Genomic DNA, 25,458 nt, shown 5'->3' on the forward strand with positions numbered 1-25,458 from the left:
GACCGCGGGACGTCCTGGCCGCCGGTGCCGCCCGGCGGGCCACCGGCCCACCGGGCGCGGCGGCCGCCCTCAGTCGTCCGGGCTCAGCGCGTCCCTGATCTTTCCCCTGACGCCGGTCTCGGTGCCCAGGACCGGCCCCTTGGGCGGCCCCTGGCTGCCGTCATAGGTGGCGAACAGCTTCGGGTCGGGCGGGGGAGCCATGCCGAGGTCCCCGAGCGGCTGCGGGTTCTCCAGCACGCTCAGCTCGTGTTCGCCGTCCGGTGCCAGGCCGCCGGCCCACAGCCCGGCGCCCGACTCCGTGCCGTCGGACAGGTGCCACAGGGTCTGGGCGTGCTCGCGGTACTCCTCCTCCTCCAGGCCGCCGGGGACGACGTAGCTCTCCAGCCCGTCCTCGCGGAGCTGCTCGATGGCGGCGAGCCACTGGTTCTGGTGGACGGTGTCCCGGGCCAGGTTGAAGCGCAGCATGTTCTTCACGCCGGGGTCGTCGGTCATGTTGTACAGCCGTGCGGTCTGCAGCCGGCTCTGCGCCTCGGCCGCGACGTTGGCGTAGAAGTCGGCCATCAGGTTGCCGCTGGCGATGGCGTAGCGGCCGTTCCACGGGTATCCGTTGCTGTCCGCGGGCAGCGCCCCACCGCCGGCGATGATGGCCTGCTGCGGATCCATGCCGCCCATGACCGCGCCGACCGCGGGATCACTGACGGCGACCTTGGTGGTGGTCGTGGCCGGTGCGCCCTCCAGGAGCCGGGCCACCATGGTGGCCAGCATCTCCACGTGGCCGATCTCCTCGGTGGCAATGTCCATGATCAGGTCTTTGTACTTGCCCTTGATGCGGGCGTTCCAGCCCTGGAAGAGGTACTGCATCATCACCGACATCTCGCCGTAGGCACCGCCCACCAGCTCCTGCAGCTTGTGTGCGTAGACGGGGTCGGGCTTTTCGGGCTTGGCTTCGAACTGCAGCCGTTGGGTGTGGGAGAACATCACTGCTCCTCGATGGATCTCGCGGTGCGGCCGAGTGGCGGTCCACCGGCACTCCGGTCGCCGAGGCCGGTGACGGCGACGCTAGGCGGGCACCGTCACCACCCCGTCCCCGGCGGCGTACGGCAGCGGGCACCCAACCGCGGCCGGACCACGCACGCCTCCGCCCGCGGCCACACGGGTGCCCGTGCACCGCCCCGGCCCGCCCACCGTGCCCGGTGACACCGCCGAGACGCCCCCCCCGCCGGACCCGCGGCGCGCGCGAGGCCGTTTACCGCACCCTCCCGCGGGCTACGCGGCCCGTCGGAGGCTGCGGGCCCGGCCCCGGCCAGGACGGCAGGGAGCGCCCTCCCGCGGCGAGGCGTCCGCGCACCGCTGCGCGGACAACGCCGCAGGCGGGCGCCTGGGCACGAACACGATGCGAGTTGGCGGTTGTGCCACATGAGTGCCGACGACACCCCCCGACGAACCGCTCCCGACAACACCGTCTGCCTGGGACTACTGGGCGATTTCCGGCTGGAGATCGACCGGCGCAGCGTCTACCTCCCGCCCTCGGCCCAGCGGCTCCTCGCCTACCTGGCCCTCCACCGGGGGGTCGTCCTGCGTGAACAGGCAGCCGAGCTGCTCTGGCCCGGCCTGCCCCGGGCCCGCGCCGCGGCCAGCCTGCGCTCGGCCCTGTGGCGCATCTCCCGGCGCAGCAGCCAGTACCCGGTGGTCGCCCCGGAGCCGACACGGCTCTCCCTGTGCGGCCGGGTGGCCGTCGATCTGCCGGCCGCCTCCCGGTACGCCGCCACCCTGGCCGGCGGCTCCAGCGGTGACCCGCCGGGCACGGAGATCCCGGCCCTGCTCTGCCAGGACCTCCTGCCTAACTGGTACGACGACTGGGTCATGGACGCCCGCGAGCACTTCCACCAGCTCCGGCTGCACGCGCTGGAGGCCGTCAGCCGCCGCCACCGCCACCACGGCCGGCTGTGTGCGGCGCTCATGTACGCGATGACGGCAGCCGAAGCCGAACCCCTGCGGGAAAGCGCCCACCGGGAGATCACCGCCGTGCACCTCGCCGAAGGCAACGCCGCCGAGGCCCTGCGGCACTTCGCCTCCTACCGGCACCGCCTGCACAGAGAACTGGGACTGCCCCCCTCCCCGGAGTACCGCCGACTCCTCGCCCCCTACCTGGGCCGCCACACTGCCGGCAGGCGGTGACCCCCCCCGGCCGCGCCGGGGGGCACGCGCCACCGCCGCCGGAACCCGACCCGCACCGCGGGTTGCGCCGCGGCCGTCGCGGGCAGCCGACGCGGGGAAGGGAGGACCCATGACGCGACGCTCCACCCCGGCCCCGCCGCCGTGGACCCGCCCCGGCAACCGGTGGGGGCCGCGGTTCTACTGGCCGATGCTCGCCATCAGCATCGCCCTGCTGGTGTGGCGGGTGGCCGACGGCGACCCGCCCGGCCGCATCGTGGTGACGGTGCTCCTGGTCCTGATGTGGACCGGCCTGCTGCTCGCCAACCGCACGGCCCGGCGCAGCCAGGACAGCCCCTGACCCCGCACCGGGCACCCGCACGGCACCACACAGCACGGCACCACACAGCGCGGCACCACACAGCGCGGCGCCGCGCCCCGCTCCTCGGAGCGGGGCGCGGCGCCGGTGGGGGAGAGGCCGCCAGGTCAGCGGTAGGCGCAGATCGCGTAGACCGAGATGCCGACGTCGCCGTACCTGGTCTGACGGCCGAGGCCGATCCAGCCGTCTCCGGCGTCCGTGGGGAACGAGCCGACGAGGATCGCGTCGGAACCCTGCGCCTCCGCGCCCCCGCCGACGGCGACCTTCCCGGACGGGCAGTGCACCGTCCGCCGCTGGAAGTTCGGCACGTTCGCGTTCGGCAGCTTCACGACCTGATACCCCTCGACCGCGGCTGCCGCTGCCGCCGCCTTCGGCCCGGCGGGTGCCTGTTCGTCCGCCGCCTGTGCCCAGCCGACCCCCGAGACCAGGGCCAGCACCACCGCTCCGACCCCGAGTGCTTTCTTCCCGCGCATCGTGCTCCTCAGCGTTCGGGAGGCCCCGACAGCCGGGGCCCCTCGCGACCGCCACCCTGCCGCCCCCACACCCCCCGGGAAGCCGTGTACCGGACCAAACGCCCGGAAGGGGGGAACGGGGAGCACCGGCGCAGACCGGTCACCCGTCGTGCTTCCCGCGCCCCGCCGGCCACCCGGAAGCGGCCGGAACCAACCGGCTCCGGCGCCGCTCCGCTTCCCGGCCGGCGGCCCGGGGAGCCGCCAGGGCGCGCGGCACCGGCGGCCGGACGAGCCACCGTGCGCACACCCCGCCGGCCCCGGTACGGCCCGGTGTCAGTGCCGGAGCCTGTCCTTGACGCTCTCCTTGGTGCCCCGGGCCCTGCCCCGGGCTTCGAGCGCGGCGCCCTTCGCGGCGAGGGTCTCCTTGCCGGCGGCGTGGGCCACCTTCCGCACCGCTCTGCCGACGACCTGCTCGGCCTTGGCCTTGGCCTTCTGTCCGGCACTCATGACGGTCCTCCCATCGGCGCCCACCGGTCCGCCTGCCCCTGCCGGGGCCACGGAAACGGCGACCGCACATGCTGTCCGCGGACACCCGCCACCCGCCCGGCCCGGTTCTTCCCGCGGCCAGGGGTCCGCTCCTCCGCGCCGGCCGGCCGGAAGGAGGCCGGCGGCGGACCGGGGTCGATCACCAACGGCGGGATCAGGACAGTCCTCAGCGTCGACCGGCCCACCCACGAGACCTGCACCCGCACCGAGTTGCGCGATGGCCGCACCGGCACGGCCCCCGGCCCCCCGCGGCACCTCTCGCCGAGGACCCCGCCCCGGACCGGACGGTAACCTGTGGCCATGCAGGTCCATCTCCTGTGGCACATCGCGCACCAGAACGAAGCCGGCGACGGCGGCACGGTCGTGCACCACGACGGCACGGACGTCCACATCGACGAACGGGACGGCGACGACGTCAAGTTGCTCGGCGTCTACTCCTCCCGGCACACGGCGGCGGAGCGGATGCGCCGCGCCCGCCTCCTGCCCGGCTTCGCCGACGAGCCGGAGTGCTTCCTCATCGAGGAGTACACCCTGGACGCCGACGCGTGGACCGAAGGCTTCGAGCACGTGCGGCCCGCGGACTGAACCGCCGCGCCGAGCACGCACCGCCCGCGGCGCCCGACGCTCAGCCCGGCCGCCGGGCCATGACCACCAGACCCGGCCCGCCGGACTCCTCGGCGGGCAGCCGGAGTTCGGCGACCGGACGCATCCCGGCCCGCTCGATCAGGCCCACGAACCGCTCCGGCCGCCACAGGTGCGTCGTCCAGCGAACGGGCACGCCCCCGTACGCCTCGGTGCGCACCACGTCCTCCTCGCCGGCGTGGGTGGCGGCGAGGAAGTGCCCGCCCGGCACCAACGCGCGTGCGAACAGGGCGAGAACCCGGGGGAGGACGTCCCGGGGGAGGTTGAACAGCGACCACCACCGTAGTTGTCGGCCACCCGGTCGTAGGACTCACGAACCACCTCGAGATCGGCCGGGCGGTCGACGGGGTGCGCGCGCATCACCCGACGATGGAACCCGCCGCGACGGCCGTCAGCACGGTCGGGGAAAAGGACGGACAGGACCGCACCCTGCCCCTCCGGCGAACCGCGCGACGGGGGCGGGCCGCGGCACGGACGAGCCCGCGGCCGTACGTGCCCGTAGCCGGCCCTCTCTCAGTCCCCGCGCGCGGCGCGCTGGCCCTGGCGCTCCCGGCCCTCCTCGCGGGCCTGCTGGAAGGCGTCGGAGATCGTCTCCGCGGCACCGGACAGGGCTCCCTTCGTCTTGCCCCGGGCCCCGGACTCCGTGAGCTTGCCCGTCAGCTCGGTGAGCCCGGCCGGCTTGCGCGGCCCCGCTTCCAGGTCCATGCGGTTGCACGCCTCGGCGAAGCGCAGGTAGGTGTCGACGCTGGCGACGACGACCCGGACATCGATCTTGAGGATCTCGATCCCGACGAGGGAGACCCGCACGAACGCGTCGATCACCAGCCCGCGGTCGAGTACGAGCTCCAGCACGTCGTACAGGCCGCTGGAACCGCCTCCGCCACCCTGCTGTGTCGCCATGGTCATAGGGACCAACCCCTTGCCGTGCCTTTTCGTGGGGTCCGGTCGGCCAGGATGCCGGCAGCGCGTCGGCCCCACCGCCCGCCGCGGCGAAGGCCCGCGACGAACGCTCCGGAGGCGGGTAGCCACCGCCGCCCACGGCCAAACGCCGGGTACGACACCGGCAGGGCGCCCGGCCCGGCCCGGCGCTGTCGCCCTCGCCGTCCCTCCCGAGCCACCTCTATGCCCGCCACGGCGGTGCGCGGCGGGATCACCACCGCCTCCGCCGTGGCGTTCCGTGGCGGGACACCGGCCGTGCGTGACCGCCGTGGGCCGGGGCGCCCGGGCACCCGGTCCCACGCGGTCCCACTCTGCCCCCGTTCCCGACTCCGCCCTGGCCGGCCGCGGCCGTCAGGCGTCGAGGGCCTGGCCGAGGCTTTCGTGGCAGCCGATGAAGGTGTCGACGCCGACGAGTTCCAGGATGCGCATCACCGGGCCGGTCGGGCGTGCCAGGCGCAGCCAGCCGCCCGCCTCGGTGAGGGAGCGGTGGGCGGCGATGAGAATGTTGATGCCGCTGGAGTCCATGAACGTGACCTGCCACAGGTCCACCACGACGCGGGGCGTCCCGCAGGCGTCCAGGGCCCGACGAAGCGTGTCACGGGTGTGGTGGTCCAGTTCCCCGGACACGGTCAGCACCTGGACGCCGTCGGCGGCGGTCGCCACGACCGACAGCCGGCCCGGCTGCCCGCCGTTTTCGCCGTCCGCCACTTCTTCCTCAGCCATGTCGGTGATACTGGCACAGCCGGACCCTCGCCCGGATCGCTGCCCCGCGATTCCCGGGTGATGTTCTTGCGCGGCGCAACCGGCACCGGGGCGCCGAGCGTCACCCGGTAGCGATACGGGTACGCGCACGCGAGGTGAATGCACAGTGAAGGCGGCCGCGATGGAGTCAGTGCCCGTGGGCGAGGACGGCACCACGCCCCAGGAGCGGACCATACAGACCACGGTGGCCCTGGACGGGGACGGCACCGACATCGCCCAGGCCCGGCGCCTGGCCGCCGGCTTCCTCGACCGCGTCCGGGCCGAACACGGCCTGCCCGTCTCGCGGCGCGCCGTCGACCTCACCCGCCTGGTCGTCAGCGAACTGGTCACCAACGCCCGCAAGTACGCGCCCGGACCGGTGCTGCTGGACCTGTGCGTCACCGGCGACACCGTGGAGGTCGCGGTGTGGGACTCCAACCCGGAGCTGCCCATGGCCAGGGCCGCGGACGCCGGCCGGGTCGGGCAGCACGGCCTGGAGATCGTCATGGCCGTCGTCCACGGCTTCGAGGTGCAGCGCGAACCGGTCGGCAAGCGCATCACCGCCCGCATCGCCCTCACCGACGACCCCGGAGGCACCGCGTCCGGCCGCCCGCCCGGATAGCCGGATCGGCGGACGGCGATCATCGGCCCTCGGGACGCGTGCACCGGGCACGTGTGGGCCACGTACACGTGAGCGAGCCACGTGTGGACCGCGTCCATGTGAGCCGGACACGTGGGGGCCGGGCACGTGTGGACCGGGCACGTGTGGACCGCGTCCATGTGGGCCGGGCGCATGTGGCCCGGGGCGGCCGGCTGCGGTGGGCGGCCCAGCGCCCCTCCCTCCGCTCCCGGCCGGGAGCCCCGGCGGGCCCCGGGGCGCGCGCCGGACCGGGGAACGGGACCACGGACCCGCCGGAAGCACGCCCCCCTCCCCGCGGACCCCGGCGGAACCGGGCCCAGGGGAACGGGACCTCGACGTAACCGGGGCCGGTGGCGCTCTTGTGCGGGCGCGGCAGGCTGTAGTCGGCTGTCCCCATGCGACAGTTGACGGCACATCGGTTACGGACGCCCCACGGCACGGCACGCCGCAGGGGCGCGGCCGGCAGGAGAGGGACGGCGGCTCTGGGCGCCGCCGTACTCGCCGGGTCACTGTGGGCGGCCTCGCCGCTCCAGCCCGCGCGGGCCGCCACCCCCGCGCCCGCCGGCGCGATCGCGGCCACGAGCGGGGCGCCGGAGCACGGCTTCGGCCGCCTGCGCCTCGACACGGTGACCATTCCCCAGCTCCAGGCCCGCATGGCGGCCGGCGCGCTGACCCCCTCGGAGCTGACCCGCGCCTACCTGAAGCGGATCGAGGCGCTCGACCCGAAGATCCACGCCGTCCTGCGTACCGATCCCTCGGCCCTGAGGCAGGCCGCCGCGAGCGACGCGCGGCACCGCGGCCGCTCCGTCCGCGGCCCGCTCGACGGCATCCCGGTCCTGATCAAGGACAACGTCGAGACGCGGCACCTGGCCTCGACGGCGGGCTCCCTCGCCCTGGCGGGCAGCCCCCCGGCCTCCGACGCGGACCTGGTGAAGCGCCTGCGGCGGGCGGGCGCGGTGATCCTGGGCAAGACGAACCTGTCCGAGTGGGCCAACTTCCGCGCGCAGAAGCCCACCTCGGGATGGTCGGCGGTGGGCGGCCAGACCCGCAACCCCTACGTCCTCGACCGCAATCCGTGCGGATCGTCGGCGGGTTCGGGCGCCGCGCTCGCCGCGTCCCTGGCACAGGTGGCGATCGGCACCGAGACCGACGGCTCGATCGTCTGCCCGGCCGGCATGAACGGCGTGGTCGGCCTGAAGCCGACCCTCGGCCTGGTCAGCGGCGACGGCGTGGTGCCGATCTCCGCCGAGCAGGACACGGCGGGACCCATGGCGCGCAACGTCGTCGACGTGGCCCTCACGCTGTCGGTCATCGCCCGGCGCCCCCCGGGAGCCGGGGGCACGGACACCACCGGCGCCGCCCGGGCCAGGCGCGCGGCCGGGCTGCCGGCCGGCTCGTTCGGCCCCGGGAGCCTGCGGGGCAAGCGGATCGGCCTGTGGCGCCTGCCGTCCCTGGGACAGGCGGTCGACGGCGTGATGACCCGCGCGGCAGGCCGGCTGCGCGCCGCTGGCGCCGAGGTCGTCGAGGTGACGCCGCCCTACCAGGACCGGCTCGCCGCGCTCGAATTCCCGGCGCTGCTGACGGAGTTCCACCGGGACATCGACGCCTACCTCGCCACGCGCGAGGGCCCGCGCGCCCTGGCCGCCCTCATCGCCTTCAACCGCGCCCACCGGGCGGAACAGACCTGCTTCGCCGGGCAGGAACTCTTCGAGCAGGCCCTCGCCGCCCCGCCCCCGAGCGACCCGGGATACCGCACGCAGCGGGCGGAACTGCGAGAGCTGTCACGGCGTTCGATCGACGAGACGATGGCCGCCCACCACCTGGACGCGATCGCCGCGCCGACGAACCCGCCCGCCTGGACGACCGACTGCGCACGCGGCGACAACGATGTGATCCCCTCGTCCACCCCGGCGGCCGTCGCCGGCTACCCGTCGCTGTCCGTCCCGGCGGGCTCCGTGGGCGAACTGCCCGTCGGCATGCTGCTGATGGCCGGCGGCCGCCAGGACACGGCGCTGCTGTCCCTCGGGGCGGCCGTGGAGCGGCAACTGCACGCCTGGCGCGCGCCGCGGTACCTGCCGACGACCGGCCCCGGCACCGCCCGGCGGTGAGCGGCGGGCCGCCGGCACCCGCCGCGAGCCCCGCACGCGCCCGGCACGGAACCCGAGCCGGGTGCGAGCCGCCTCCAGAGCCTCCCGCCCGGCCCGGCACGGGACCCGAGCCGCCTCCGAACCGCCTCCAGAGGCTCCCGTCCGGCCCGGCCCGAGCCCGGCGAAAGCCCCTCGGGTCCCCGCGCCCGGCCGTGCCGCCGGTCCCGGGGACCCGGGGCGGGCCGGACCTCGGGGTCCGGCCCGCCGGGCCACGGCCGCGTCGTCGGCGGCCGCCACTACAGTGTGCGGTCGTCCGGCTGAGCGCCTCCGTCGCCGGTCCCCGTCGGCCGCCGTCCCGCTGAACGCCGGCCGGGCGGGTGGCACGGCCGGCCGCGCCGCCCGGACCGGTACCGGTGGCCTCGGCCGGCGCCGCAGGCGGCCGGGGGCTACGGACGGCCGGAACGGCTTCCCAGGGCGGTCAGGGCGTCGTCCGTGAGCCGGTACACCGTCCACTCGTCCTGGGGACGGGCGCCCAGCGCCTCGTAGAAGTCGATCGCGGGGCGGTTCCAGTTCAGCACCGACCACTCCAGGCGCTCGTAGCCCCGGGCCACGCAGATCCGGGCGAGTTCCGTCAGCAGGGCCTTTCCGTGGCCGCCGCCGCGGGCCTCGGGACGGACGTACAGGTCCTCCAGGTGGATGCCGTGCACGCCCCGCCAGGTGGAGAAGTTGAGGAACCACAGCGCGAAGCCCACGACCGCGCCGTCGGTGTCCTCGGCGACGTGCGCGTACGCGGCCGGACGCGCGCCGAACAGGGCCTCGGTGAGCTGTTCCTTCGTCGCCCTGGCCTCGTCGGGCGCTTTCTCGTACGCGGCGAGGTCGCGGATCATGGTGTGGACGGCGGGGACGTCGGCGGGAGTCGCGGGTCGGATCACGCCCCGAGTCTGACATGTGCGGCCCCCCGCCCCCCGGGCCGGGCCCGGGGGAGGAGGGCGGTGCGAGGTGGGTCATGCCTGCCGGGTGCGGCCCTCGTCACGCGCCTGCTGGAAGGCGTCCGACATCGCCTCCGCGGCACCGGACAGCACGCCCTTGGCCATGCCGCGGGCGCCGGACCCCTTGAGCTGGTCGGGCAGATCGGTCAGCCCGGCCGGTTTGCGCGGTCCCGATTCCAGGTCCAGGCGGTTGCAGGCCTCGGCGAAGCGCAGGTAGGTGTCGACGCTGGCGACCACGATCCGAATGTCGATCTTGAGGATCTCGATCCCGACGAGGGAGACGCGGATGAACGCGTCGATCACCAGTCCGCGGTCGAGAATGAGTTCCAGCACGTCGTAGAGACCACTGGAACCGCCCCCGCCGCCGCCCTGCGTCGCCACGGTCATCCCGACCAACTCCTCGTCATTCGTCCTGCACGGTCGCGCCGACGCTGCGACCGGCCGCGACGAAGGCTGCCAGGTTCGTGTGACCGCCACCCCCCGTGGCCAAACGCGCGGCCGGGCCGGCACGGCTCACCCGCGCGGTGACCCGCACCACCCCCGCCGGCCCGCCGGGCTCCGGCGGGCCGGTGCCGGCCCTCTCCTGCCGCACACCCGAGGACTGAGTGTCCGGGGTCAGGATGCCTTCCCGGCGGGCCGGGGCCGTACCTTCTCCTCGTCCACGACGGCCCGCTGCAGGATCGCCGTGCGCTCGGTGACGGTGCCCACCTCGGCGTCCCCGGCCGCGGTGACCTGCACGCCGCGGCTGCCGAGGTAGGCGTAGGTGTGCCGGTCGAAGATCCACTCGATGCGTTCGCCGGTCGCGGGGTCCAGACGGGCCAGCGCGATCCCCTCGCGTCCCGCGGCGTCCTGGGAGCGCGGGACGACCACGACGCCGGGGATCCTCGCCGCGGCACGGTAGAGCGCGGCGGCGGTCGGCGCGGACACCAGCTGCTCGCCGACGATGTCGCCGATGACGTCGAACGCCTGCTGGTCCCGGTCGCTGTCGCCGTTGGTGCGGGCGTAGACCCTCTTCAGCAGTGCCTCGGGGTCGGTGGGCAGTGCCCGGGTCTCGTCGTAGGAGTCACGGGTGATGTCGCTGTCGAGGGTGACGCCGTCCTCGGGCTGGTAGCCGGGCTCGTCCAGCCAGCCCCTGTGCCCGTCCGGGGACAGCCAGACCTCACGGGTGTGCAGGGGCTGCACCCAGGTGCGGGAGGTGTCGGTGTCCCCGTCCACGTCGGTGCTCGTGAAGGACACCTCGCTCCTGATGTAGATGAACTGGTCGGCGCGGGGTGCCGGCACGGCGTCGCGGCCGGCCGCGGTGGCGATGCGCTCGACCGTGGCCGCCAGCGCGACGTCGGAACCCGCCTGGATCCGTACGACGGGGGCCGCGACCGGGGCCGGCCCGTGGCCGCCGGAGCCGCCGGAGGCGCCGAGGGCGACGGCCGCCGCCCCGGCCAGGGCCAGCGCGGCCGGGATGCCGATCAGCACCGGCCGGCGCAGACGCCCGCGGGCCGGCCGGGGCGCGGCGGGCGGGACGGTGACGGCGGGACGGGAGCGTTCGATGTGTGCCATGAAGGTGTCCTCGAGTCGGTGCCGTCGGTCGGGTGGCAGCTCCGGGTCGCCGGGCGCCGGCAGCAGGCCGGCCAGTTCCGCGGGGTCCGGCTCCCCGAACCTCGGTGTCCGCCTCATCGAGCCGTCCCCTTTCCCGACCGGGCCGCGAGGGTGCGGCCGCCCTGTTGTTGTCCGCTCCCGCCGACGGGTTCCGTCCGCGCGTGCGGTCCCTTCCGGCCGGTGGCCAGTTCCTCGGCGGCGAGCGTGCGCAGCCGGGTGCGCGTGCGCGACAGCCGCGAGCGCACCGTGCCCAGGGGCACGCCCAGCGCCTGGGCCGCCTCGGCGTAGCTCAGCCCGGACCACACGCACAGCGTGAACACCTCACGCTCGCCCCGGCGCAGGCGTGCCAGGGCGCGGCCGGCCGCGGCGAGTTCCTCGGCGTCGGCCATGCGGCCCACCAGCGCCTCGGCGAAGTCCGGCACGGGCTCCTCGGCCGGCAGCCGGGTCAGCGCGGCCGAGTGCCGCCGGGCGGCCCGCGCCGTGTTGCGCAGCACGTTGACGGCGATCCCCATCACCCAGGGCCGTGGCGTCTCGCCCTCGTCCCGCAGCTTCGCGCGCAGCCGCCAGGCCTCCAGGAAGGTCAGCGACACCACGTCCTCGGCCGTCGCCCGGTCCCCGGACACCCGCACGGCATGCCGGAAGACGAGCTGCGCGTGGGCGCGGAACAGCTCCCGGAACGCCTCGGGGTCGCCCGCTCGTATGCGGGCGTGAAGTGAATAGTCCACGCTGTCGGTTGTCCGCGCGGGGCGCCGGGTTCCGGTGTCCTGCGTCACACCCTCCGCCGGGGCCGGTCGAGGAAGGCCCCGGACGCCCGTGACCGCCCCGGACGCCCGTGACCGCCCTGGACGGACGGCACCGGCCCTGACGCCACGCGGCCGGGCTCCCCGGGGAAGCGGGCCGGGCGTGCGGTCAGGGGCGGGCGGCTTCCGCGGCCGCGGCCGCCGGGGGAGCGTCCGGCCGCGTGGCCGGGCGGCGGTCCCGTGGGCAACGGTCCGTGCGCTCAGGCGCGGGCCGGCTCCGCCGTCGGCTCGGTGGCCGGGGCCGAGGAGGCGACCACCTGGGCCGGACGGGACGGCGTGCGGCGCTCCAGGCGCAGCGCGGCCACCGCGAGGGCGATCGCGGTGACGGTCATGGCGGCACCCGCCCAGGCGGTGGCGGAGAAGCCCAGCCCCGCGTCGATGACGGTGCCGCCCAGCCAGGGGCCGCCGGTGTTGCCGAGGTTGAAGGCGGCCGTGGTGGTGGCTCCGGCCAGGGTCGGGGCGGCACCGGCCACGTTGAACATGCGGGCGTTGAGGGCCGGCGCGGTGAAGAAGGCCGAGACACCGATCAGGAAGGACAGGGCGATGGCCGCGGCCGCCGTCCCGGCCAGCAGGGCGAGGGCGGTCAGGAAGACCGTCGAGGCGGTGATGCCCCAGATCATCACGCCGAACAGGTGCGCGTCGGCGACCCGGCCGCCGATGGTGGTGCCGACGAGCGCGCCGACGCCGAAGAGGCCCAGGATCCACGGGACCCACTTGGCATCCAGCCCGGCCACGTCCGTGAGCAGCGGCGACAGATAGCTGAAGGCGCAGAAGACACCGCCGGCGGCCAGCGCCGTGATGCCGATGGCGAGCCACACCTGACGGTCGCCGTAGATGCGCAGCTCACGGCTGAGCGTCGGCCGCTCGGCGGGCAGCGGGATCCGGGGGACCAGCGCCAGGATGCCGGCGAGGGCGACGGCGGAGGCCGCGCCGACCGACCAGAACGCCGACCGCCAGCCCAGGTGCTCACCGAGGAACGCGCCGGCGGGGACGCCGAGGACGTTGGCGATGGACAGGCCGCCGATCATGACGGCCATGGCACGGGCCCGCTGGCCCTTGTCGACCATGGCGATGGCGACGGCCGCACCGACCGCCCAGAAACCGGCGCACGCCAGGGCCGAGACGACACGGGAGACGAACAGGAAGGCGTAGGAGGGGGCGAGCGCGCCCGCGACCTGCCCGATGCCGAAGATGCCGATGAGGGCGATCAGGGTGGTACGGCGGGGCAGCCGGAGGGTGCCCACGGCCAGCAGCGGTGCCCCGACCACCATCCCGATCGCGAAGGCGGATATCAGCAGGCCCGCCTGCGGAATGCTGACGCCCATGTCCTCGGCGATGGGGCTCAGCAGTCCGGAGAGCATGAACTCACTGGTACCGAGCGCGAACACGGACAGTCCGAGGATGTAGACGGCTACGGGCATGCGGGATCGTGCGGCATCTCTGGGCATGACACACACCAACCCGCGCGAACGTGATCACATTCCCCCCTGCCGACCGCGCCCGGCCGCGACGGCCCCGCCGAGACCACCTCATCGGGACATACATCCACGGAACAGATGTACAGGGGTGTGGCGGACGTACAGGGACGGAGCGGACATGCGGGTGCGGTCCCCGCATGCCCGCCGTGTCACGCGCCGCGGGCTGCCCGCGCCGGAGCCCGGCACGGCTGAGCCTGACCGGGCCCCGACCCTGCCGGCCCGGCGCGAACGGCCGGGGCGCCCGTCAGGCGCTGGGGGAGGGGGAGGGGCCGGGGAACGGGCCGCCCGGCGGGCCCCCGCCCTCGTTGGTCGCGGCCGGGTCGACCGCCATCGTGAGGGAGCCGAGGACGCCCCGCTCGATCGCCCGGCGGTCGTAGACGAGGCGGAGCAGCCCGCCCTGCGCGCCGGTCCCCGGGTAGAGCATGTCCTCGTCGAGCTTGACGCGGGTCCCGGTGTTGGCCGAGTAGGGGGCGACACCCTCGGTGGCCTTCACCGCGTCCTCGGCGAAGTAGAACTGCCCGGTGTGGCAGGTGCGCCCGCCGGTGTAGCCGTCGGCGGTCCGCTTGCCGCCGGTGTGCACCTTGGTGTGGATGTGGACGGCGCGGCCGGCGTACCAGCCGGGGAAGACGGTCCGGAAGGTGACGAAGCCCTGGTGGTCGGTCATCTGGATGCCGCGCAGCCAGGTGAGGTCGTCCGTGGGGGTGGCATGGCCCCCGCCGCCGCCCGGGGGCGGCCCCGTCGGCGTGCCGGAGGGCGGGGGACCCGGGGGCTGGCCGGGACCGGGAGGGGTCCCGCCCCCGTTGCCGTTCTGGGTGTAGCCGGAGTAGACGCCGGACGCGTCGCAGTGCCAGATCTCGACGGCCGAGTTCCGCAGGGGCCTGCACGTCGCGGCGTCCACCGCGCGCAGGCGCAGCAGGAGCGGTATGCCGGTGCGGTCCTCGACGACGTTCTTCCGGAAGAGCTCGTAGTCGATGTAATAGGGGCCCTCGATCTGCTCGGCGGTCAGCCGCATGCACGCACCGGAGGCCAGCGCGGCGGCCTCCGCGGCATCGACTGCGCCGAGGTCGGTGGAGGAGTACCGGGCGGACGCGTCGGCGGCGGTGCCGATCCCGGCGAGGGCGACTGCTCCGGCCCCGCTCAGGGCCAGCATGCGGCGGCGTGACACGGCCCGTGAGACGACGGCGTTGTCGGGCTCGTCGACAGGTGGATTGGTCATGGACGCGACATTAGGAGCGCTGCCTGTGAGACGGATGTGAATCAGCGGCCTGATCCGGTCAACCTCCGCAACGGCCGCCGGCAGCCGTTACGGAAGGTTGACGGGCCGGGCCGCGGCCCGCGTGCCGGGCACGCGGTCCCCGGTGCGTCACGGGCCCTCCGGGGACGCCCGGCGGGCGAGGAACTCCTCGAACGCCGCCCGCTGCTTCGGATCCATGAAGCCCTGGCGGACCCCGCGGGCCTTCTCCTGGAGCCAGTGCGCCTCGTCGGGGTCCAGGAGCTCGGCGACCAGGCGAAGGGGCCGGCATCCGGTGAGGGGGACCGGACACGGCGAAGGGGCCCGGCATGAGCCGGGCCCCTTCTTACTGGTAGCGGGGACAGGATTTGAACCTGCGACCTCTGGGTTATGAGCCCAGCGAGCTACCGAGCTGCTCCACCCCGCGTCGGTACCGCCACTCTACACAATGGCTGGGACGCGGGGCGACGCGGTTTCGCGGCCGTCAGCCGCGGACGATGTTCTCCGCCTGGGGGCCCTTCTGCCCCTGGGTCACGTCGAAGGTGACCGTCTCTCCCTCGACGAGCTCCCGGTAGCCGTTGCCGGCGATGTTGGAGTAGTGGGCGAAGACGTCCGGTCCGCCGCCGTCCTGGGCGATGAATCCGAAGCCCTTTTCGGCGTTGAACCACTTAACGGTGCCGCTGGCCATGCTGTTGTCCTTCGATATATCGCTGGGAGATCCCGGCTGGTCTGTGGGCGGGGCCGACCGTGACGGAAGGTGCCCGCGTCCGTTCTACCCCGTCGCCGCGCGGTTATCCGACTTTTGCAGAAGTCGATGCCGCCTTCCCGTGCCGGCCGGGTTCCTCCTGCCCGGGACACCGGTGGTCTTACCGGCTGTTTCCGGCCGGTCCGCCGGGTCAGCGGACCCGTACCGTCACCGTCTTCGAGGCGGCCGTTCTCCTCCAGGCACAGCCGGCGCAGGTAGCCGGCGCTGTCGCCGTGCGCCGTGTCCGTGATCGTCTTGCCGGTGTGCGCCGTGCGGGGCGCGGTGAGTCCACACCGCCCTTGGCGAACGCCGGCGCCGGGACAGCCGGAACGGGCGGCGCGTCACTTCCGCCAGAACAGGTGGTGCGTCACACCGCTCGGGCTGGGCACGACCTCCAGGTGGAACCGGTCCAGCAGCTCGTCGGGGGACTCCCACAGCCGGAGCCCGGTCCCGAGCCGCACCGGCGAGACCGCCACGTGCAGGGTGTCGACGAGATCCGCGTCGAGGAACTGCCGGATGGTGGTGACCCCGCCGCCGAGCCGGACGTCCTTGCCCGCCGCCGCCTCCCGCGCCCGTCGGAGGACCGTGGCCGGATCGCCGTCGACGAAGTGGAACGTGGTGTCGGAGAGCGTGAACGACTCACGCGGGTGATGCGTCATGACGAACACCGGGGTGCGGAACGGGGGGTCCTCGCCCCACCAGCCGCGCCACGCGGGCTCCTGCCAGGGCCCGCGCCGGGGCCCGAACTTGTTCCGGCCCATGATCTCGGCGCCGATGCCGCGTGCGAAATCCCGGGTGAAGTAGTCGTCGAGACCCCGGCTCCCACCGGGATCGGTGCGCATCGGCCAGCTCGCCGTCGCCCCGGCCCAGGCGAACAGCCGCTCGGGACGGTCCAGGCCGAACGGCCGCTCAAGGCTCTGGTGCTCACCCGCACCGATGCCGTCGTCCGAGACGTTGAAGTTCATGACTCTCAGCAGTTGTTCCACGTCGCTGCTCTTCCGTTCCTCTCCAGGCCCCGGCGCCTCGTCGTGCGACGGGGCGCCCACACCCTCACGTCGAACGGGACACGAGCGGATCGACAACACCCCACCCCCGACTTCCCGGCCGCGATCCGGCCCGGCCGGGGCCACGGCCTTACCGCGGGCTATCACCTCTTCGTGGTGTTTTTTCTGATCACATCCGTTATGGGCGTGTTACGTCCATAGCGTGGGGCGACACATCCGAGCCGGCGACACCCTCCGACAGGACGGCACGTGCGCCGGCCTGCGGTACGAAGGAGACAGTGTGATCTCGAAGAGCAAGAGGGCCGCGCGCGCCCTGGCCATGGCGCTCGCGACCGCCACCGCCCTCACCCTCGGCACGAGCGGCAACGCCTTCGCCATCGACCACGTCGAGTGCCGCGGGGGCGAGAACTTCCTGAAGATCTGGTCCCACGACGGCGGCCGGCAGAGCGTCGACTGCTACGCCAACCGCGGCCGGACCGGCTTCGGCGGATGGTGGGTCGACCGGATCTCCACGGGCAACAACGACCTGATCTACTACGACGCCAACGGCGACTCGGTGCGGATCAACCGCTGGACCGACATCACCTTCCCGAACCGCCCGCCGAGGGTCGACAGCATCGAGATCCTGTGACGGGCCGGCACCCCGGGAGCCCGGGCCTGTACCGATCCTGAGACATTCCCCGTGTGGGCCCGGGGGCAGGGATCATGCCGACCATGGTCCTGGCGGAGGACACCCGGCAGGACCATCAAGCAAGGCAAGGAGTGTTCCGATGCGTACGTTCGGGAAGTTCGCCACCGCCGTCGCCGCCTCTGCGCTGGTGGTGGCCGCTGCCGGTGCGGGGGTCGCGCAGGCTTCTTCGGCGGCAGGTGCCGCCGCCCCCTCGGCCTGCCGGCCGGCCAACCACACCGCGAAGATCACCGCAGCACCCGCCAGCTCAGGGCACCGCCACTACCGCGTGACCCTGACCGCGCCGCGCGGGTACGCGTCCTGCCGGCTGGCCGGTTCGCCCACCGGCGTGCGGTTCTCCGACCACGGCGTGCCGACCGGGGTCACCGCCGGCCGCTACGGCGACCAGAAGACCGTGGTGACCTTCGGCCCGGGCCACCCGGTGCACTTCGACATCCAGGTGCCCAACGACCGCCGCGGCACCCCCGCCGACGAGGCGTCGTTCACGCTCCAGGCCCCGGGCGGGGAGATCCCCGGCGCGTCCTTCGCCCAGGGCAGGCTCAAGGTGGCCCGCGGCACCCTCATCGGCCCGGTCCAGCGCGGCGCCTGACCCGCCGCGGCACGGTTCCGCTCGGACCCCCGTACGGAACGAAAACGCGCCACGGACGGGACGCCGCCGCACAGCCGCACACGGCGCCACCGCGGCGGGAGCGGCTGTGCGGCACGCGGACGGTGTCCCTCCCCGAGGCCCGAGGCCCGAGGGACCCGAGACCGGAGACCGGAGACCGGCTCGGTTCGGCTCGGTTCGGGGAGGAACACCGCCGTCTTCCCGCGCGGTGCGCCGCGTGCGCGGCCGGCCGGGTGGGGGAAGGCCGGCCGCGCGGCCGGACGTCAGCTGGGGGTGACCCCCACGCGCGTCACGATCGCGTTCAGGTCGCACCACGTCGTCGAGGTGCCGCCGGACACCGCGCGGTTCCCGAAGTGGGTGTAGACGTAGCCGGACTTGTTGCACTCGATGAACTCGGTGAACGCCCCTCCGGTGCAGCGGATCGACGCGCCCTTGTGCCCGGCGCTGCCGGTCAGCAACTGCGGCTGCCCGCAGGAGAGGGCCGCCGCGCTCTGACCGGAGGCGGCGGCCGTCTCGGCCACGCCTCCCACGGCCAGGGCCACGGCGGACAGACAGGCAGCGCTGATGGAACGCATACGCATACGACTCTCCTTGTTCCCCGGGGATTCCCGGGTGGTCGTTCCGGTGTCTCCGTGTGCTGCGCGGACGCGCCCGGCAAAGGGCCCAGGCATCCGGGGCGGGCCGGCGCTCGCTCACCGCGCCGTTCCAGTTGAGCGGGTGCGGAGGTTGTTCGTAAGGAACCCGTCGAGAGAATTCAACGAACAGGATTGTTCGGCATCGGCACCACCCGCCGAACAACCCCGCGTCCGCCCGGGACCCCCGGCGCCCCAGGGCCGTGGTGGCCAGTCAGCGGTCCGCCCTGTGGTCCCCGGTGGCCTGCTCCCTGCCGCGGCTCGGTCCGTCGGCGTCCGGCCGGCTGCTCTGGCCGCTCCCGCACGAGGGCGCGGACCTGAACGGCGACCACCACTCCGTGCTCCACGGCGACGCCGACGCCACGGCGGCCGCGATCCGCACCGGCCGGCCGGTCGTGACCGGGCGGGGCGGGCCGGCACCCTCGCCCCGCCCCGGCGCCGGGTCCCCGGCCGCGCACGGCCCGCCGGAGGGGAGAGAGCCGCTGTCCGCACACCGCGGGGGCGGGGGAGTCGCGGCCGGGGCGGGTGCCTCTGGCCGCGTCCGGGCTACGGTGCGGCCGGGCCCGGGCCTGCGGGGTGCGGGGAGGGGCGGGCGGCCTCCCAGGCCGCCTCGATCATCAGGAAGACCTCGTCCACCGCGGCCTGCGGATCGCCCGCCTCGCGGGCCAGCGCGTAGGCGTCGACCGCGAACCTCGCGACCGCCCGGCAGGCCGTCGGGGTCCGGTTCAGGCCGGGGCCGTCGGCGATGGCCGCCGCCAGTGATTCCGCGTGGCGCAGTCTCATCGACTCCTCGTACTCCCGCAGGGCGGGCGAGGCGTCGATCATGCGCCATACCGGGGCGGCGGCGTCCGCCGTGCAGTGCCGTACCAGGGCGTGGATCTCGTGGCGCAGCGCGGGGACGAGCGGTTCGTGCGCCGCCCGGTCGGTGACCGCCCGTACGAGGCGCTGCTCGAAGTCCGCGTCCTGCTCGAAGACCAGGGCCTCCTTCGAGGCGAAGTGGGAGAAGAGCGTGGTGACGGCCACGTCGGCCTCGGCGGCCACGTCCCGGATGCCGACCGCGTCGTACCCGCGTTCCAGGAAGAGCCGCAGGGCGGCCTCGGCGATCTTCTGGCGGGTCTCGGCCTTCTTGCGCTCTCGGCGTCCGGTCGGCGGGGTCATGGCCGCACGCTACCAGGTCCGTATCCGTAACAACTTCAAAAAGCTAACCGTTAGTGTTACGTTCGGTGTATGAGAAAAGTGAGCTTCGCCGAGTTCGGCGGACCGGACGTGCTGCGGCTGGTGGAGGCCGAGGAGCCCCACGCGGGCCCCGGCCGGATACGCATCGCCGTGCGGGCGGCGGGCGTGAACGCCGTCGACTGGAGGATCCGTGAAGGCCAGGTCCTGGGGGCCCACCCGGTCGAGTTGCCCGCCGGAGTCGGCCTGGACGCCGCCGGGGTGGTGGACGAGGTCGGCGAGGGCGTCGACGGCGTCGAGGTCGGCGACCGCGTGTTCGGCGAGGGGAGCAGCACCTACGCCGAGTTCGCCGTGCTGTCGGCCTGGGCCCGTATGCCCGGCGGCCTGACGTTCGAGGAGGCGGCCGGGTACCCCTCCGTGGTGGAGACCGCGCTGCGCGTCCTCCGCGAGTGCGGGGTGCGGCCCGGGCAGACGCTGCTGGTCAGCGGCGCGTCCGGGGGAGTGGGGTCGGCGGTGCTCCAGATTGCCCGCGACCGGGGCATCACGGTGATCGGCACGGCCGGGGCCGCGAACCAGGACTACCTGCGCGGCCTGGGCGCCCTCGCCACGACGTACGGCGAGGGCTGGGCCGAGCGGGTGCGGCGGCTCGGCCGGGTCGACGCGGCTCTCGATCTGGCGGGCTCGGGCGTGATCCGCGAACTCGTCGAGCTGACCGGGGACCCGCGGAAGGTGATCTCCATCGCCGATCTCACCGCGCCGGAACTCGGAGTCCGCTTCTCCGGCGTGGCCGGGAGCGTCCCGGACGCGCTCGCCGAGGCCGTCGACCTCATCTCCCGGGGCAGGCTCCACATCCCGGTCGAGAAGTCCTACCCGCTCGCCGAGGCCGCGGCGGCGCACATCGACAGCCGCGCCGGTCACACACGCGGACGCCGCGTCCTGATCGTCTGAAGAACCGGCCGCCGCTACGGGTGCCGGCCCCGCGAACAGCGGCCGGCACCCGTAGCGGCGGCCACGCCCCCGGATCCCGCCCCAGGCCCGGCGCGGCCGGCCCGCCCGCGGAGGGCCGCCTCCAGCGCACGCCGCGCGGCACACACCCGCCCGGCACCCCGGCGAAGGCCGACGCATCGCCCGGGAGCGCCCGTCGAGCACGTACCGGGCGACCGCCCCCGGCCCGCCCCGACGGCCAGGAGGCCCGTCCGCACCGCCCCGCGCCGACGACGGCGCGGCCCACCGTACGGCGCCGGACCTGTCACGCCACGGCGCCGGACCTGTCCCGCCCGGTACCCGCACGCGGCACAGCCGACGCGCGCCTCCCGCGCACCGCGGACGCATCCCCGGACAGGCAACCGCCCGGCCGTGGCCGCGACGTGCCGCCGCCCGCACGGTCTCCCGGCCCGCCGGCCCGCCGGCGCCCGTTCCCCGTTCCCTCCCGGCCCGGCCGCCGAGACCGGGTGCCGCGTTCACCCCACCACCGGTGCGCGGGCCGGATATCGTGCTACGTCCCCGAGGAGAAAGGGCGACGACGCCATGGACAGGTCCGCCTCCAAGAGCTTGGTCCGCGCGAGCCTCGTACTGGGCGCGGCCCTGGTGTCCACCGCGCTCTGCGCCCCGGCGAGCGGAGCCGCCCCCGGGGAGCCGAGGCAGGACACGGGAGCGGTCACGGCCGCCCGCGCGAGCAGCGAACGCGGCTGCCCCGTCGTCTACTTCGACCTGGGCGAAACCCTCGTGCACACCGCCGACGACGGCGGCATCGGCTACCGGCGCGGTGCGGCCTCGTACCTGCGCGCCCTGCGTGAACGCCACGTCGCCGTCGGCCTCATCACCAACGTCCCGCCCTCCTGGGGCACGACCGACGCCGAGCGTGCCGCCAGGCTGAAGGAGGAGGTCGACGCCGCCTGGCGCGGCCCGGCCCCCTTCGCCTGGGCGGACTTCGGCGACCGCGTCCTCACCCCGCGCACCGAGACCGAGCGCAAGCCCGCCCCGGTCCTCTGGCAGCGCGCGAAGGCCGCGTCGGGCCACTGCCGGGTCGTCTACCAGGCGGAGACGGCCGAAGAGGTCGACGTGGCCGCCTCGCTGGGCTTCGTGCCGTACCAGGTCGGCCGCCCCCACCGGCCCGCGTTCCTGCCGGTGGGCCTGGTCGAACTCCTCGGCGGGCCCCGCTGACCGAGGAGCCCGATCAGGCCCGCCGAGGAAAGGACGTCCTCCACGTACGGCACGGGCCCGTGGCGGCGGTGGCCCGCCTTCTCGCCGATCGCCGACCGCGCGCGGGGCAGTGCCGGGGAAGCCGCCCGCGGTCCAGCGGCGAGACCCGGACCACCCGGTCGAAGCGGCCGGGACGGGTCAGGGCCGGGTCGAGGATGCCGGCGCGGTGGGTGGCCGCGGTCATGACGACGCCCTCCGAGCCGGAGAATCCGTCCCTCTCGGTGCGGATCCGGCCCCGGCGCGTTCAGGCGCCGGCCCGGGCCGCCGGCGCCGTGCCGCCCCGCCGCCCGGGCACCGGGGCCAGCCCGACCTCCCGGCCCGGCCAGCGGCGCCTCAGCCAGCGGTCGTGACTGGCGATGACGATCGCGCCCGGACCGGTGCCCAGGGCCTCCTCCAGTTCGTCGCACAGCCGCGGGGACAGGTGGTTGGTGGGCTCGTCGAGCAGCAGCAACTGCGGCGGACGGGCCACCAGCAGGGCCAGCGCCAGCCGTCGGCGCTGCCCGACGGACAGCCGGCCGACGGGTTCGTCCAGGTCCGCGTCGTGCAGCAGCCCGAGCGAGCCCAGCGGCACCTGCTCGGCCCGCTCCGGTCCCAGGGACAGCGCGTAGGTGTCGCGGACCGTGCGCTCGGGCCGCTCGAACACGGTGTCCTGGGTGAGCAGCCCCACCGTCAGCCGCCGTCGCCGGTGCACCTCGCCCTCGGCCGGCAGCCGGCCGGCGAGCACCGCGAGCAGCGTCGACTTGCCCGCCCCGTTGCCGCCGGTGACCAGCAGCCGGTCGGCCGCCGACACCTCCAGGGCGGCCACGGCGAGCCGGCCGGGCACCCGCACCCCCCGCAGGCGGACCAGCGGCTGCGGGCCCTCCTGCGCACCGGCGGCCAGCGTCCGCGGCGCGAACCGCAGCGGACGCGGCGGCTCGGCGACCCCGGTGCGCTCCAGCTCCTCCAGCCGCCGGCCGGCATCGCGCACCCGCCGGGAGATCTGGTTCTGCACCCGGCCCGCCCGGTGCCCGTAGCCCATCTTCTCGTTGTCGCGCGGCCCGCGGTCGGGCGCGACGCGGTGCGCGCTCACCCCCGCCGCGTGCCGCAGCCGCGCCGCTTCCTCCCGCTCCTCGGCGTACCGCCGCTCCCAGCGGGCCCGCTCGGCGCGCTTCTCGCCCAGGTAGGCGCTGTAGTTGCCGCCGTAGCGGACCGGGCCGTCCACCGCCGGGTCGAGGTCGAGCAGATCGGTGCAGACCGCGTCCAGGAACGCCCGGTCGTGGCTGGCGAGCACCACGCAGCCGGGCAGGGCGCGGACCTGCTCCTCCAGGAAGGCGGCGGCGCCGTCGTCGAGGTGGTTGGTCGGCTCGTCCAGCAGCAGCGCCGAGGGCCGCCTGACGAGCAGCGCCGCCAGGGCGAGCCGGCCGCGCTGGCCGCCGGACAGCGAGCCGAGCGTGCGGTCGTGGCCGAGCGCGCCGAGGCCCAGCCCGTCCAGTACGAGGGCGGCGCGGCGGTCGGCGTCCCAGGACTCCCGCTCCTCGGCCCGCTCCAGGAGCCGGCCGTAGGCGTCGAGGAGTTCCCCGTGGCCGGGGGCGTCCTCGGGGACACGGGACAGTTCCTCGCCGAGCCGTGCGAGGTCCGCGAGGTCCCGGCGGGCCTCGCGCAGCGCCTCGTCGAGCACCGCGCCGAGGGTCCAGCCGGCGTCGAAGGGCATCTCCTGGTGCAGGAAACCGAGGTCGGCGGGGCGGGTGACGCTGCCGGCGTCGGGTTCGTCCACGCCGGCCAGGACCCGCAGCAGGGTGGACTTGCCGGTGCCGTTCTCCCCGATCAGGCCGATGCGCCGGCCGGGGGAGGCGGTCAGGTGGACGCCGTCGAGGACGCGGCGGCCGCCCAGGGTGCGGACGATGTCGTGGGCGAGCAGAGCGGTCTGGGGCATGGGTGTCCGTCCGGGGGGTGATGCGGTGGGCGGCCCGCCGGGCGCCGGGCCTCGTGCGCGGGCCAGGTCGCACCGGCGGTTCACACCCCGGCTTCCCCCGTCTCCGTCAGCGTGCCGTCGGCCAGCCGCAGCCGGCGGCCCACCCCGATCTCGGCGAGGAACCGCTCGTCGTGGCTGACCACGACGAACGCCCCCTGGTAGGCGTTGAGCGCGCTCTCCAACTGCCCGGCGCTGACCAGGTCGAGGTTGTTGGTCGGCTCGTCGAGCAGGATCAGGTGCGGGGCCGGTTCGGCGCACAGCACGCAGGCCAGGGTGGCCCGCAGCCGTTCGCCACCGGACAGGACCCCGGCCGGCAGGTGCGCCCGGGCGCCCCGGAAGAGGAAGCGGGCCAGCAGGTTCATCCGCTCCGCCTCGGGCCGCCCGGGCGCGAAGCGGGCGAGGTTCTCCGCCACGGTGCGGTCCTCGTCCAGCAGGTCCAGGCGCTGCGAGAGGTAGGCGATCCGGCCGTCGGCGCGGGTGACCTGCCCGCCGTCCGGGGCGAGGTCACCGGTGATCAGCCGCAGCAGGGTGGTCTTGCCGGCACCGTTGGGACCGGTCAGCGCGATGCGCTCGGGGCCGCGGACGCTCAGGTCGAGACCCCCGCCGGCGAACACGGCCCGGCCGGCGCGGTGCACCTGCAGCCCCTCGCCGAGGAACAGGGTGCGCCCGGCGGGCACCTGTGTCCCGGGCAGCTCCAGGATGAGGCGCTGCTCCTCGCGCAGCGCGCGGCCCGCCTCGTCGAGACGGGCCCTGGCCTCGCTGACCCGGGACGCGTGCATCTGCCCGGCCCGGCCCGCGGCCTCCTGCGCACCGCGCTTCATGGTGCCGGCGAAGATGCGGGGCAGGCCGGCGTTCTTGAGGTTGCGGGCGGCGTTGCTCGCCCGGCGCTCGGCGCGCTCCCGGGCCTGCTGCATCTCCCGCTTCTCCCGCTTCAGTTCCTGCTCGGCGCTGCGGACGTTCTTCTCGGCGACCTCCCGCTCGGCCCGCACGGCCTCCTCGTACGCGCTGAAGTCACCTCCGTACAGGCGCAGTTCGTCGCTGCCGAGTTCGGCGATGCGTTCCATGCGGTCGAGCAGCGCGCGGTCGTGGCTGACCAGCAGCAGGCAGCCGGTGAAGTCCTCGAGCGCGTCGTAGAGCTTGTGGCGGGCCGTCAGGTCCAGGTTGTTGGTGGGCTCGTCGAGGAGCAGCACGTCGGGGCGCGCGAGCAACTGGGCGGCGAGACCGAGGGATACGGCCTGGCCGCCGCTGAGCGTGCCCAGGACCCGGTCCAGGGCGAGACCGCCCAGACCCAGGCGGTCGAGCTGGGCGCGGCTGCGCTCCTCGATGTCCCAGTCGTCACCGATGACGGTGAAGTGCTCCTCGCTCGCGTCCCCGGACTCGACGGCGTCCAGGGCGCGGATGACCCCGGCGACGCCGAGCACCTCGGCGACGGTGAGGTCACCGCTCAGCGGCAGGGTCTGCGGGAGGTGGCCCAGCACCCCGCTGACCGACAACGAGCCCGCGGTGGGCTTGAGTTCACCGGCGATCAGCTTGAGCAGGGTGCTCTTGCCGGAGCCGTTGGGCGCGACCAGGCCCGTACGTCCGGCGCCCAGGGCGAAGGACAGGTCGTGGAAGACCGGGGTGTCGTCCGGCCAGGCGAAGGACAGGTGCGAGCAGACGACGGCGGCGTCGGACATGAAGGAGACCTCGACGGTTCGAGGGCAGGGCCGTGCGGACCTCTGCCCTGGGCAGACGTGGGAAAAGGGGGTACGACGAAACGGACCACGTCGGCGGCGCTCCTGTGCA

General features: G+C 74.8%; 27 protein-coding genes, 1 tRNA gene and 1 pseudogene. 9 read left to right on the top strand and 20 right to left on the bottom strand.

Going from position 1 to position 25,458, the window contains the following annotated elements; all coding sequences use genetic code 11:
• Window positions 1-69 precede the first annotated feature (69 nt).
• Window positions 70-978, bottom strand: coding sequence for a manganese catalase (locus ACZ4K2_RS32595; RefSeq protein ID WP_467479228.1), 909 nt, complete (start codon window positions 976-978; stop codon window positions 70-72).
• Window positions 979-1,416: 438 nt separating this feature from the next.
• Between ACZ4K2_RS32595 and ACZ4K2_RS32600 the strand changes: the two genes are divergently transcribed.
• Window positions 1,417-2,178, top strand: coding sequence for an AfsR/SARP family transcriptional regulator (locus ACZ4K2_RS32600; RefSeq protein ID WP_467479226.1), 762 nt, complete (start codon window positions 1,417-1,419; stop codon window positions 2,176-2,178).
• Window positions 2,179-2,287: 109 nt separating this feature from the next.
• The gene (locus tag ACZ4K2_RS32605) at window positions 2,288-2,515 is read left to right on the top strand and encodes a hypothetical protein (protein WP_467479224.1); all 228 of its coding nucleotides are present in this window, start codon (window positions 2,288-2,290) and stop codon (window positions 2,513-2,515) included.
• 125 nt (window positions 2,516-2,640) lie between these two features.
• Here the strand turns inward: ACZ4K2_RS32605 and ACZ4K2_RS32610 are convergent, their stop codons facing one another.
• Together ACZ4K2_RS32610 and ACZ4K2_RS32615 are read right to left on the bottom strand one after the other, a co-directional pair.
• Entirely contained in the window at window positions 2,641-3,006 is a 366-nt protein-coding gene (locus tag ACZ4K2_RS32610) for a hypothetical protein (protein ID WP_467479223.1), read from the bottom strand.
• Window positions 3,007-3,318: 312 nt separating this feature from the next.
• Window positions 3,319-3,492, bottom strand: coding sequence for a hypothetical protein (locus ACZ4K2_RS32615; protein WP_467479221.1), 174 nt, complete (start codon window positions 3,490-3,492; stop codon window positions 3,319-3,321).
• Window positions 3,493-3,831: 339 nt separating this feature from the next.
• Here ACZ4K2_RS32615 and ACZ4K2_RS32620 point away from each other — a divergent pair, with 339 nt between their 5' ends.
• Window positions 3,832-4,116 carry a DUF7336 domain-containing protein gene (locus ACZ4K2_RS32620; protein WP_467479219.1) on the top strand — a complete coding sequence of 95 codons (285 nt, stop codon included), beginning with the start codon at window positions 3,832-3,834 and terminating at the stop codon, window positions 4,114-4,116.
• 40 nt (window positions 4,117-4,156) lie between these two features.
• Here the strand turns inward: ACZ4K2_RS32620 and ACZ4K2_RS32625 are convergent, their stop codons facing one another.
• From ACZ4K2_RS32625 to ACZ4K2_RS32635, 3 genes are all read right to left on the bottom strand, one after another.
• Window positions 4,157-4,387: a hypothetical protein gene (locus tag ACZ4K2_RS32625; protein WP_467479218.1), complete on the bottom strand. Its 231-nt coding sequence runs from the start codon at window positions 4,385-4,387 to the stop codon at window positions 4,157-4,159.
• A 299-nt stretch (window positions 4,388-4,686) separates the two neighbouring features.
• Window positions 4,687-5,079, bottom strand: coding sequence for a gas vesicle structural protein GvpA (locus tag ACZ4K2_RS32630; RefSeq protein WP_467479216.1), 393 nt, complete (start codon window positions 5,077-5,079; stop codon window positions 4,687-4,689).
• Between the two features lie 384 nt (window positions 5,080-5,463).
• Window positions 5,464-5,835: an STAS domain-containing protein gene (locus tag ACZ4K2_RS32635; protein ID WP_467479214.1), complete on the bottom strand. Its 372-nt coding sequence runs from the start codon at window positions 5,833-5,835 to the stop codon at window positions 5,464-5,466.
• 160 nt (window positions 5,836-5,995) lie between these two features.
• Between ACZ4K2_RS32635 and ACZ4K2_RS32640 the strand changes: the two genes are divergently transcribed.
• Together ACZ4K2_RS32640 and ACZ4K2_RS32645 are read left to right on the top strand one after the other, a co-directional pair.
• Window positions 5,996-6,475: an ATP-binding protein gene (locus tag ACZ4K2_RS32640; RefSeq protein ID WP_467479213.1), complete on the top strand. Its 480-nt coding sequence runs from the start codon at window positions 5,996-5,998 to the stop codon at window positions 6,473-6,475.
• Between the two features lie 671 nt (window positions 6,476-7,146).
• Window positions 7,147-8,601 carry an amidase family protein gene (locus tag ACZ4K2_RS32645; RefSeq protein ID WP_467479260.1) on the top strand — a complete coding sequence of 485 codons (1,455 nt, stop codon included), beginning with the start codon at window positions 7,147-7,149 and terminating at the stop codon, window positions 8,599-8,601.
• 425 nt (window positions 8,602-9,026) lie between these two features.
• On the opposite strand, the gene ACZ4K2_RS32650 is transcribed toward ACZ4K2_RS32645, so the two are convergent.
• From ACZ4K2_RS32650 to ACZ4K2_RS32690, 9 genes are all read right to left on the bottom strand, one after another.
• Complete coding sequence (locus ACZ4K2_RS32650) at window positions 9,027-9,512, bottom strand: GNAT family N-acetyltransferase (protein WP_467479211.1); 486 nt, start codon at window positions 9,510-9,512, stop codon at window positions 9,027-9,029.
• Between the two features lie 72 nt (window positions 9,513-9,584).
• Window positions 9,585-9,956 (bottom strand): gas vesicle protein GvpJ, encoded by a 372-nt coding sequence (gvpJ, locus tag ACZ4K2_RS32655; RefSeq protein ID WP_467479209.1) that lies wholly within the window; start codon window positions 9,954-9,956, stop codon window positions 9,585-9,587.
• 228 nt (window positions 9,957-10,184) lie between these two features.
• Window positions 10,185-11,240, bottom strand: a complete 1,056-nt coding sequence (locus ACZ4K2_RS32660) for a CU044_5270 family protein (RefSeq protein WP_467479207.1) — start codon at window positions 11,238-11,240, stop codon at window positions 10,185-10,187.
• Entirely contained in the window at window positions 11,237-11,887 is a 651-nt protein-coding gene (locus ACZ4K2_RS32665; protein WP_467479205.1) for an RNA polymerase sigma factor, read from the bottom strand. The genes ACZ4K2_RS32660 and ACZ4K2_RS32665 overlap by 4 nt, the downstream gene beginning before the upstream one ends.
• A gap of 275 nt (window positions 11,888-12,162) precedes the next feature.
• On the bottom strand, window positions 12,163-13,383 hold the full coding sequence (locus tag ACZ4K2_RS32670) for a Cmx/CmrA family chloramphenicol efflux MFS transporter (RefSeq protein WP_467479203.1): 1,221 nt from the start codon (window positions 13,381-13,383) through the stop codon (window positions 12,163-12,165).
• Window positions 13,384-13,684: 301 nt separating this feature from the next.
• Window positions 13,685-14,656, bottom strand: coding sequence for an intradiol ring-cleavage dioxygenase (locus ACZ4K2_RS32675; protein WP_467479202.1), 972 nt, complete (start codon window positions 14,654-14,656; stop codon window positions 13,685-13,687).
• Between the two features lie 365 nt (window positions 14,657-15,021).
• Window positions 15,022-15,098, bottom strand: a tRNA-Met gene (locus ACZ4K2_RS32680).
• A 57-nt stretch (window positions 15,099-15,155) separates the two neighbouring features.
• Complete coding sequence (locus ACZ4K2_RS32685) at window positions 15,156-15,359, bottom strand: cold-shock protein (protein ID WP_143638655.1); 204 nt, start codon at window positions 15,357-15,359, stop codon at window positions 15,156-15,158.
• 398 nt (window positions 15,360-15,757) lie between these two features.
• Window positions 15,758-16,402, bottom strand: coding sequence for a dihydrofolate reductase family protein (locus ACZ4K2_RS32690; protein ID WP_467479200.1), 645 nt, complete (start codon window positions 16,400-16,402; stop codon window positions 15,758-15,760).
• A 298-nt stretch (window positions 16,403-16,700) separates the two neighbouring features.
• Between ACZ4K2_RS32690 and ACZ4K2_RS32695 the strand changes: the two genes are divergently transcribed.
• Together ACZ4K2_RS32695 and ACZ4K2_RS32700 are read left to right on the top strand one after the other, a co-directional pair.
• The gene (locus tag ACZ4K2_RS32695) at window positions 16,701-17,051 is read left to right on the top strand and encodes a beta/gamma crystallin domain-containing protein (RefSeq protein WP_467479198.1); all 351 of its coding nucleotides are present in this window, start codon (window positions 16,701-16,703) and stop codon (window positions 17,049-17,051) included.
• A 139-nt stretch (window positions 17,052-17,190) separates the two neighbouring features.
• Entirely contained in the window at window positions 17,191-17,697 is a 507-nt protein-coding gene (locus ACZ4K2_RS32700) for a DUF4232 domain-containing protein (protein WP_467479197.1), read from the top strand.
• Between the two features lie 281 nt (window positions 17,698-17,978).
• Here ACZ4K2_RS32700 and ACZ4K2_RS32705 read toward each other — a convergent pair whose 3' ends face one another.
• Window positions 17,979-18,296, bottom strand: a complete 318-nt coding sequence (locus ACZ4K2_RS32705; protein ID WP_467479195.1) for a hypothetical protein — start codon at window positions 18,294-18,296, stop codon at window positions 17,979-17,981.
• Between the two features lie 597 nt (window positions 18,297-18,893).
• Window positions 18,894-19,505: a TetR/AcrR family transcriptional regulator gene (locus ACZ4K2_RS32710; RefSeq protein ID WP_467479193.1), complete on the bottom strand. Its 612-nt coding sequence runs from the start codon at window positions 19,503-19,505 to the stop codon at window positions 18,894-18,896.
• 69 nt (window positions 19,506-19,574) lie between these two features.
• On the opposite strand from ACZ4K2_RS32710, the gene ACZ4K2_RS32715 reads away from it, so the two are divergent.
• Window positions 19,575-20,468: an NADP-dependent oxidoreductase gene (locus ACZ4K2_RS32715; protein WP_467479192.1), complete on the top strand. Its 894-nt coding sequence runs from the start codon at window positions 19,575-19,577 to the stop codon at window positions 20,466-20,468.
• A 579-nt stretch (window positions 20,469-21,047) separates the two neighbouring features.
• Window positions 21,048-21,683 carry a hypothetical protein gene (locus ACZ4K2_RS32720; protein ID WP_467479190.1) on the top strand — a complete coding sequence of 212 codons (636 nt, stop codon included), beginning with the start codon at window positions 21,048-21,050 and terminating at the stop codon, window positions 21,681-21,683.
• A gap of 124 nt (window positions 21,684-21,807) precedes the next feature.
• On the opposite strand, the pseudogene ACZ4K2_RS32725 reads toward ACZ4K2_RS32720, so the two are convergent.
• The 3 genes and pseudogenes from ACZ4K2_RS32725 to ACZ4K2_RS32735 form a co-directional block, all read right to left on the bottom strand.
• Window positions 21,808-21,954 (bottom strand): annotated as a pseudogene (locus ACZ4K2_RS32725) (AAA family ATPase); the annotation flags it as partial.
• Between the two features lie 12 nt (window positions 21,955-21,966).
• Window positions 21,967-23,634 (bottom strand): ABC-F family ATP-binding cassette domain-containing protein, encoded by a 1,668-nt coding sequence (locus tag ACZ4K2_RS32730; protein WP_467479188.1) that lies wholly within the window; start codon window positions 23,632-23,634, stop codon window positions 21,967-21,969.
• A gap of 80 nt (window positions 23,635-23,714) precedes the next feature.
• Window positions 23,715-25,349, bottom strand: a complete 1,635-nt coding sequence (locus ACZ4K2_RS32735) for an ABC-F family ATP-binding cassette domain-containing protein (RefSeq protein WP_467479187.1) — start codon at window positions 25,347-25,349, stop codon at window positions 23,715-23,717.
• Window positions 25,350-25,458: the final 109 nt, after the last annotated feature.

Source organism: Streptomyces sp. NPDC025833 (assembly GCF_055558055.1).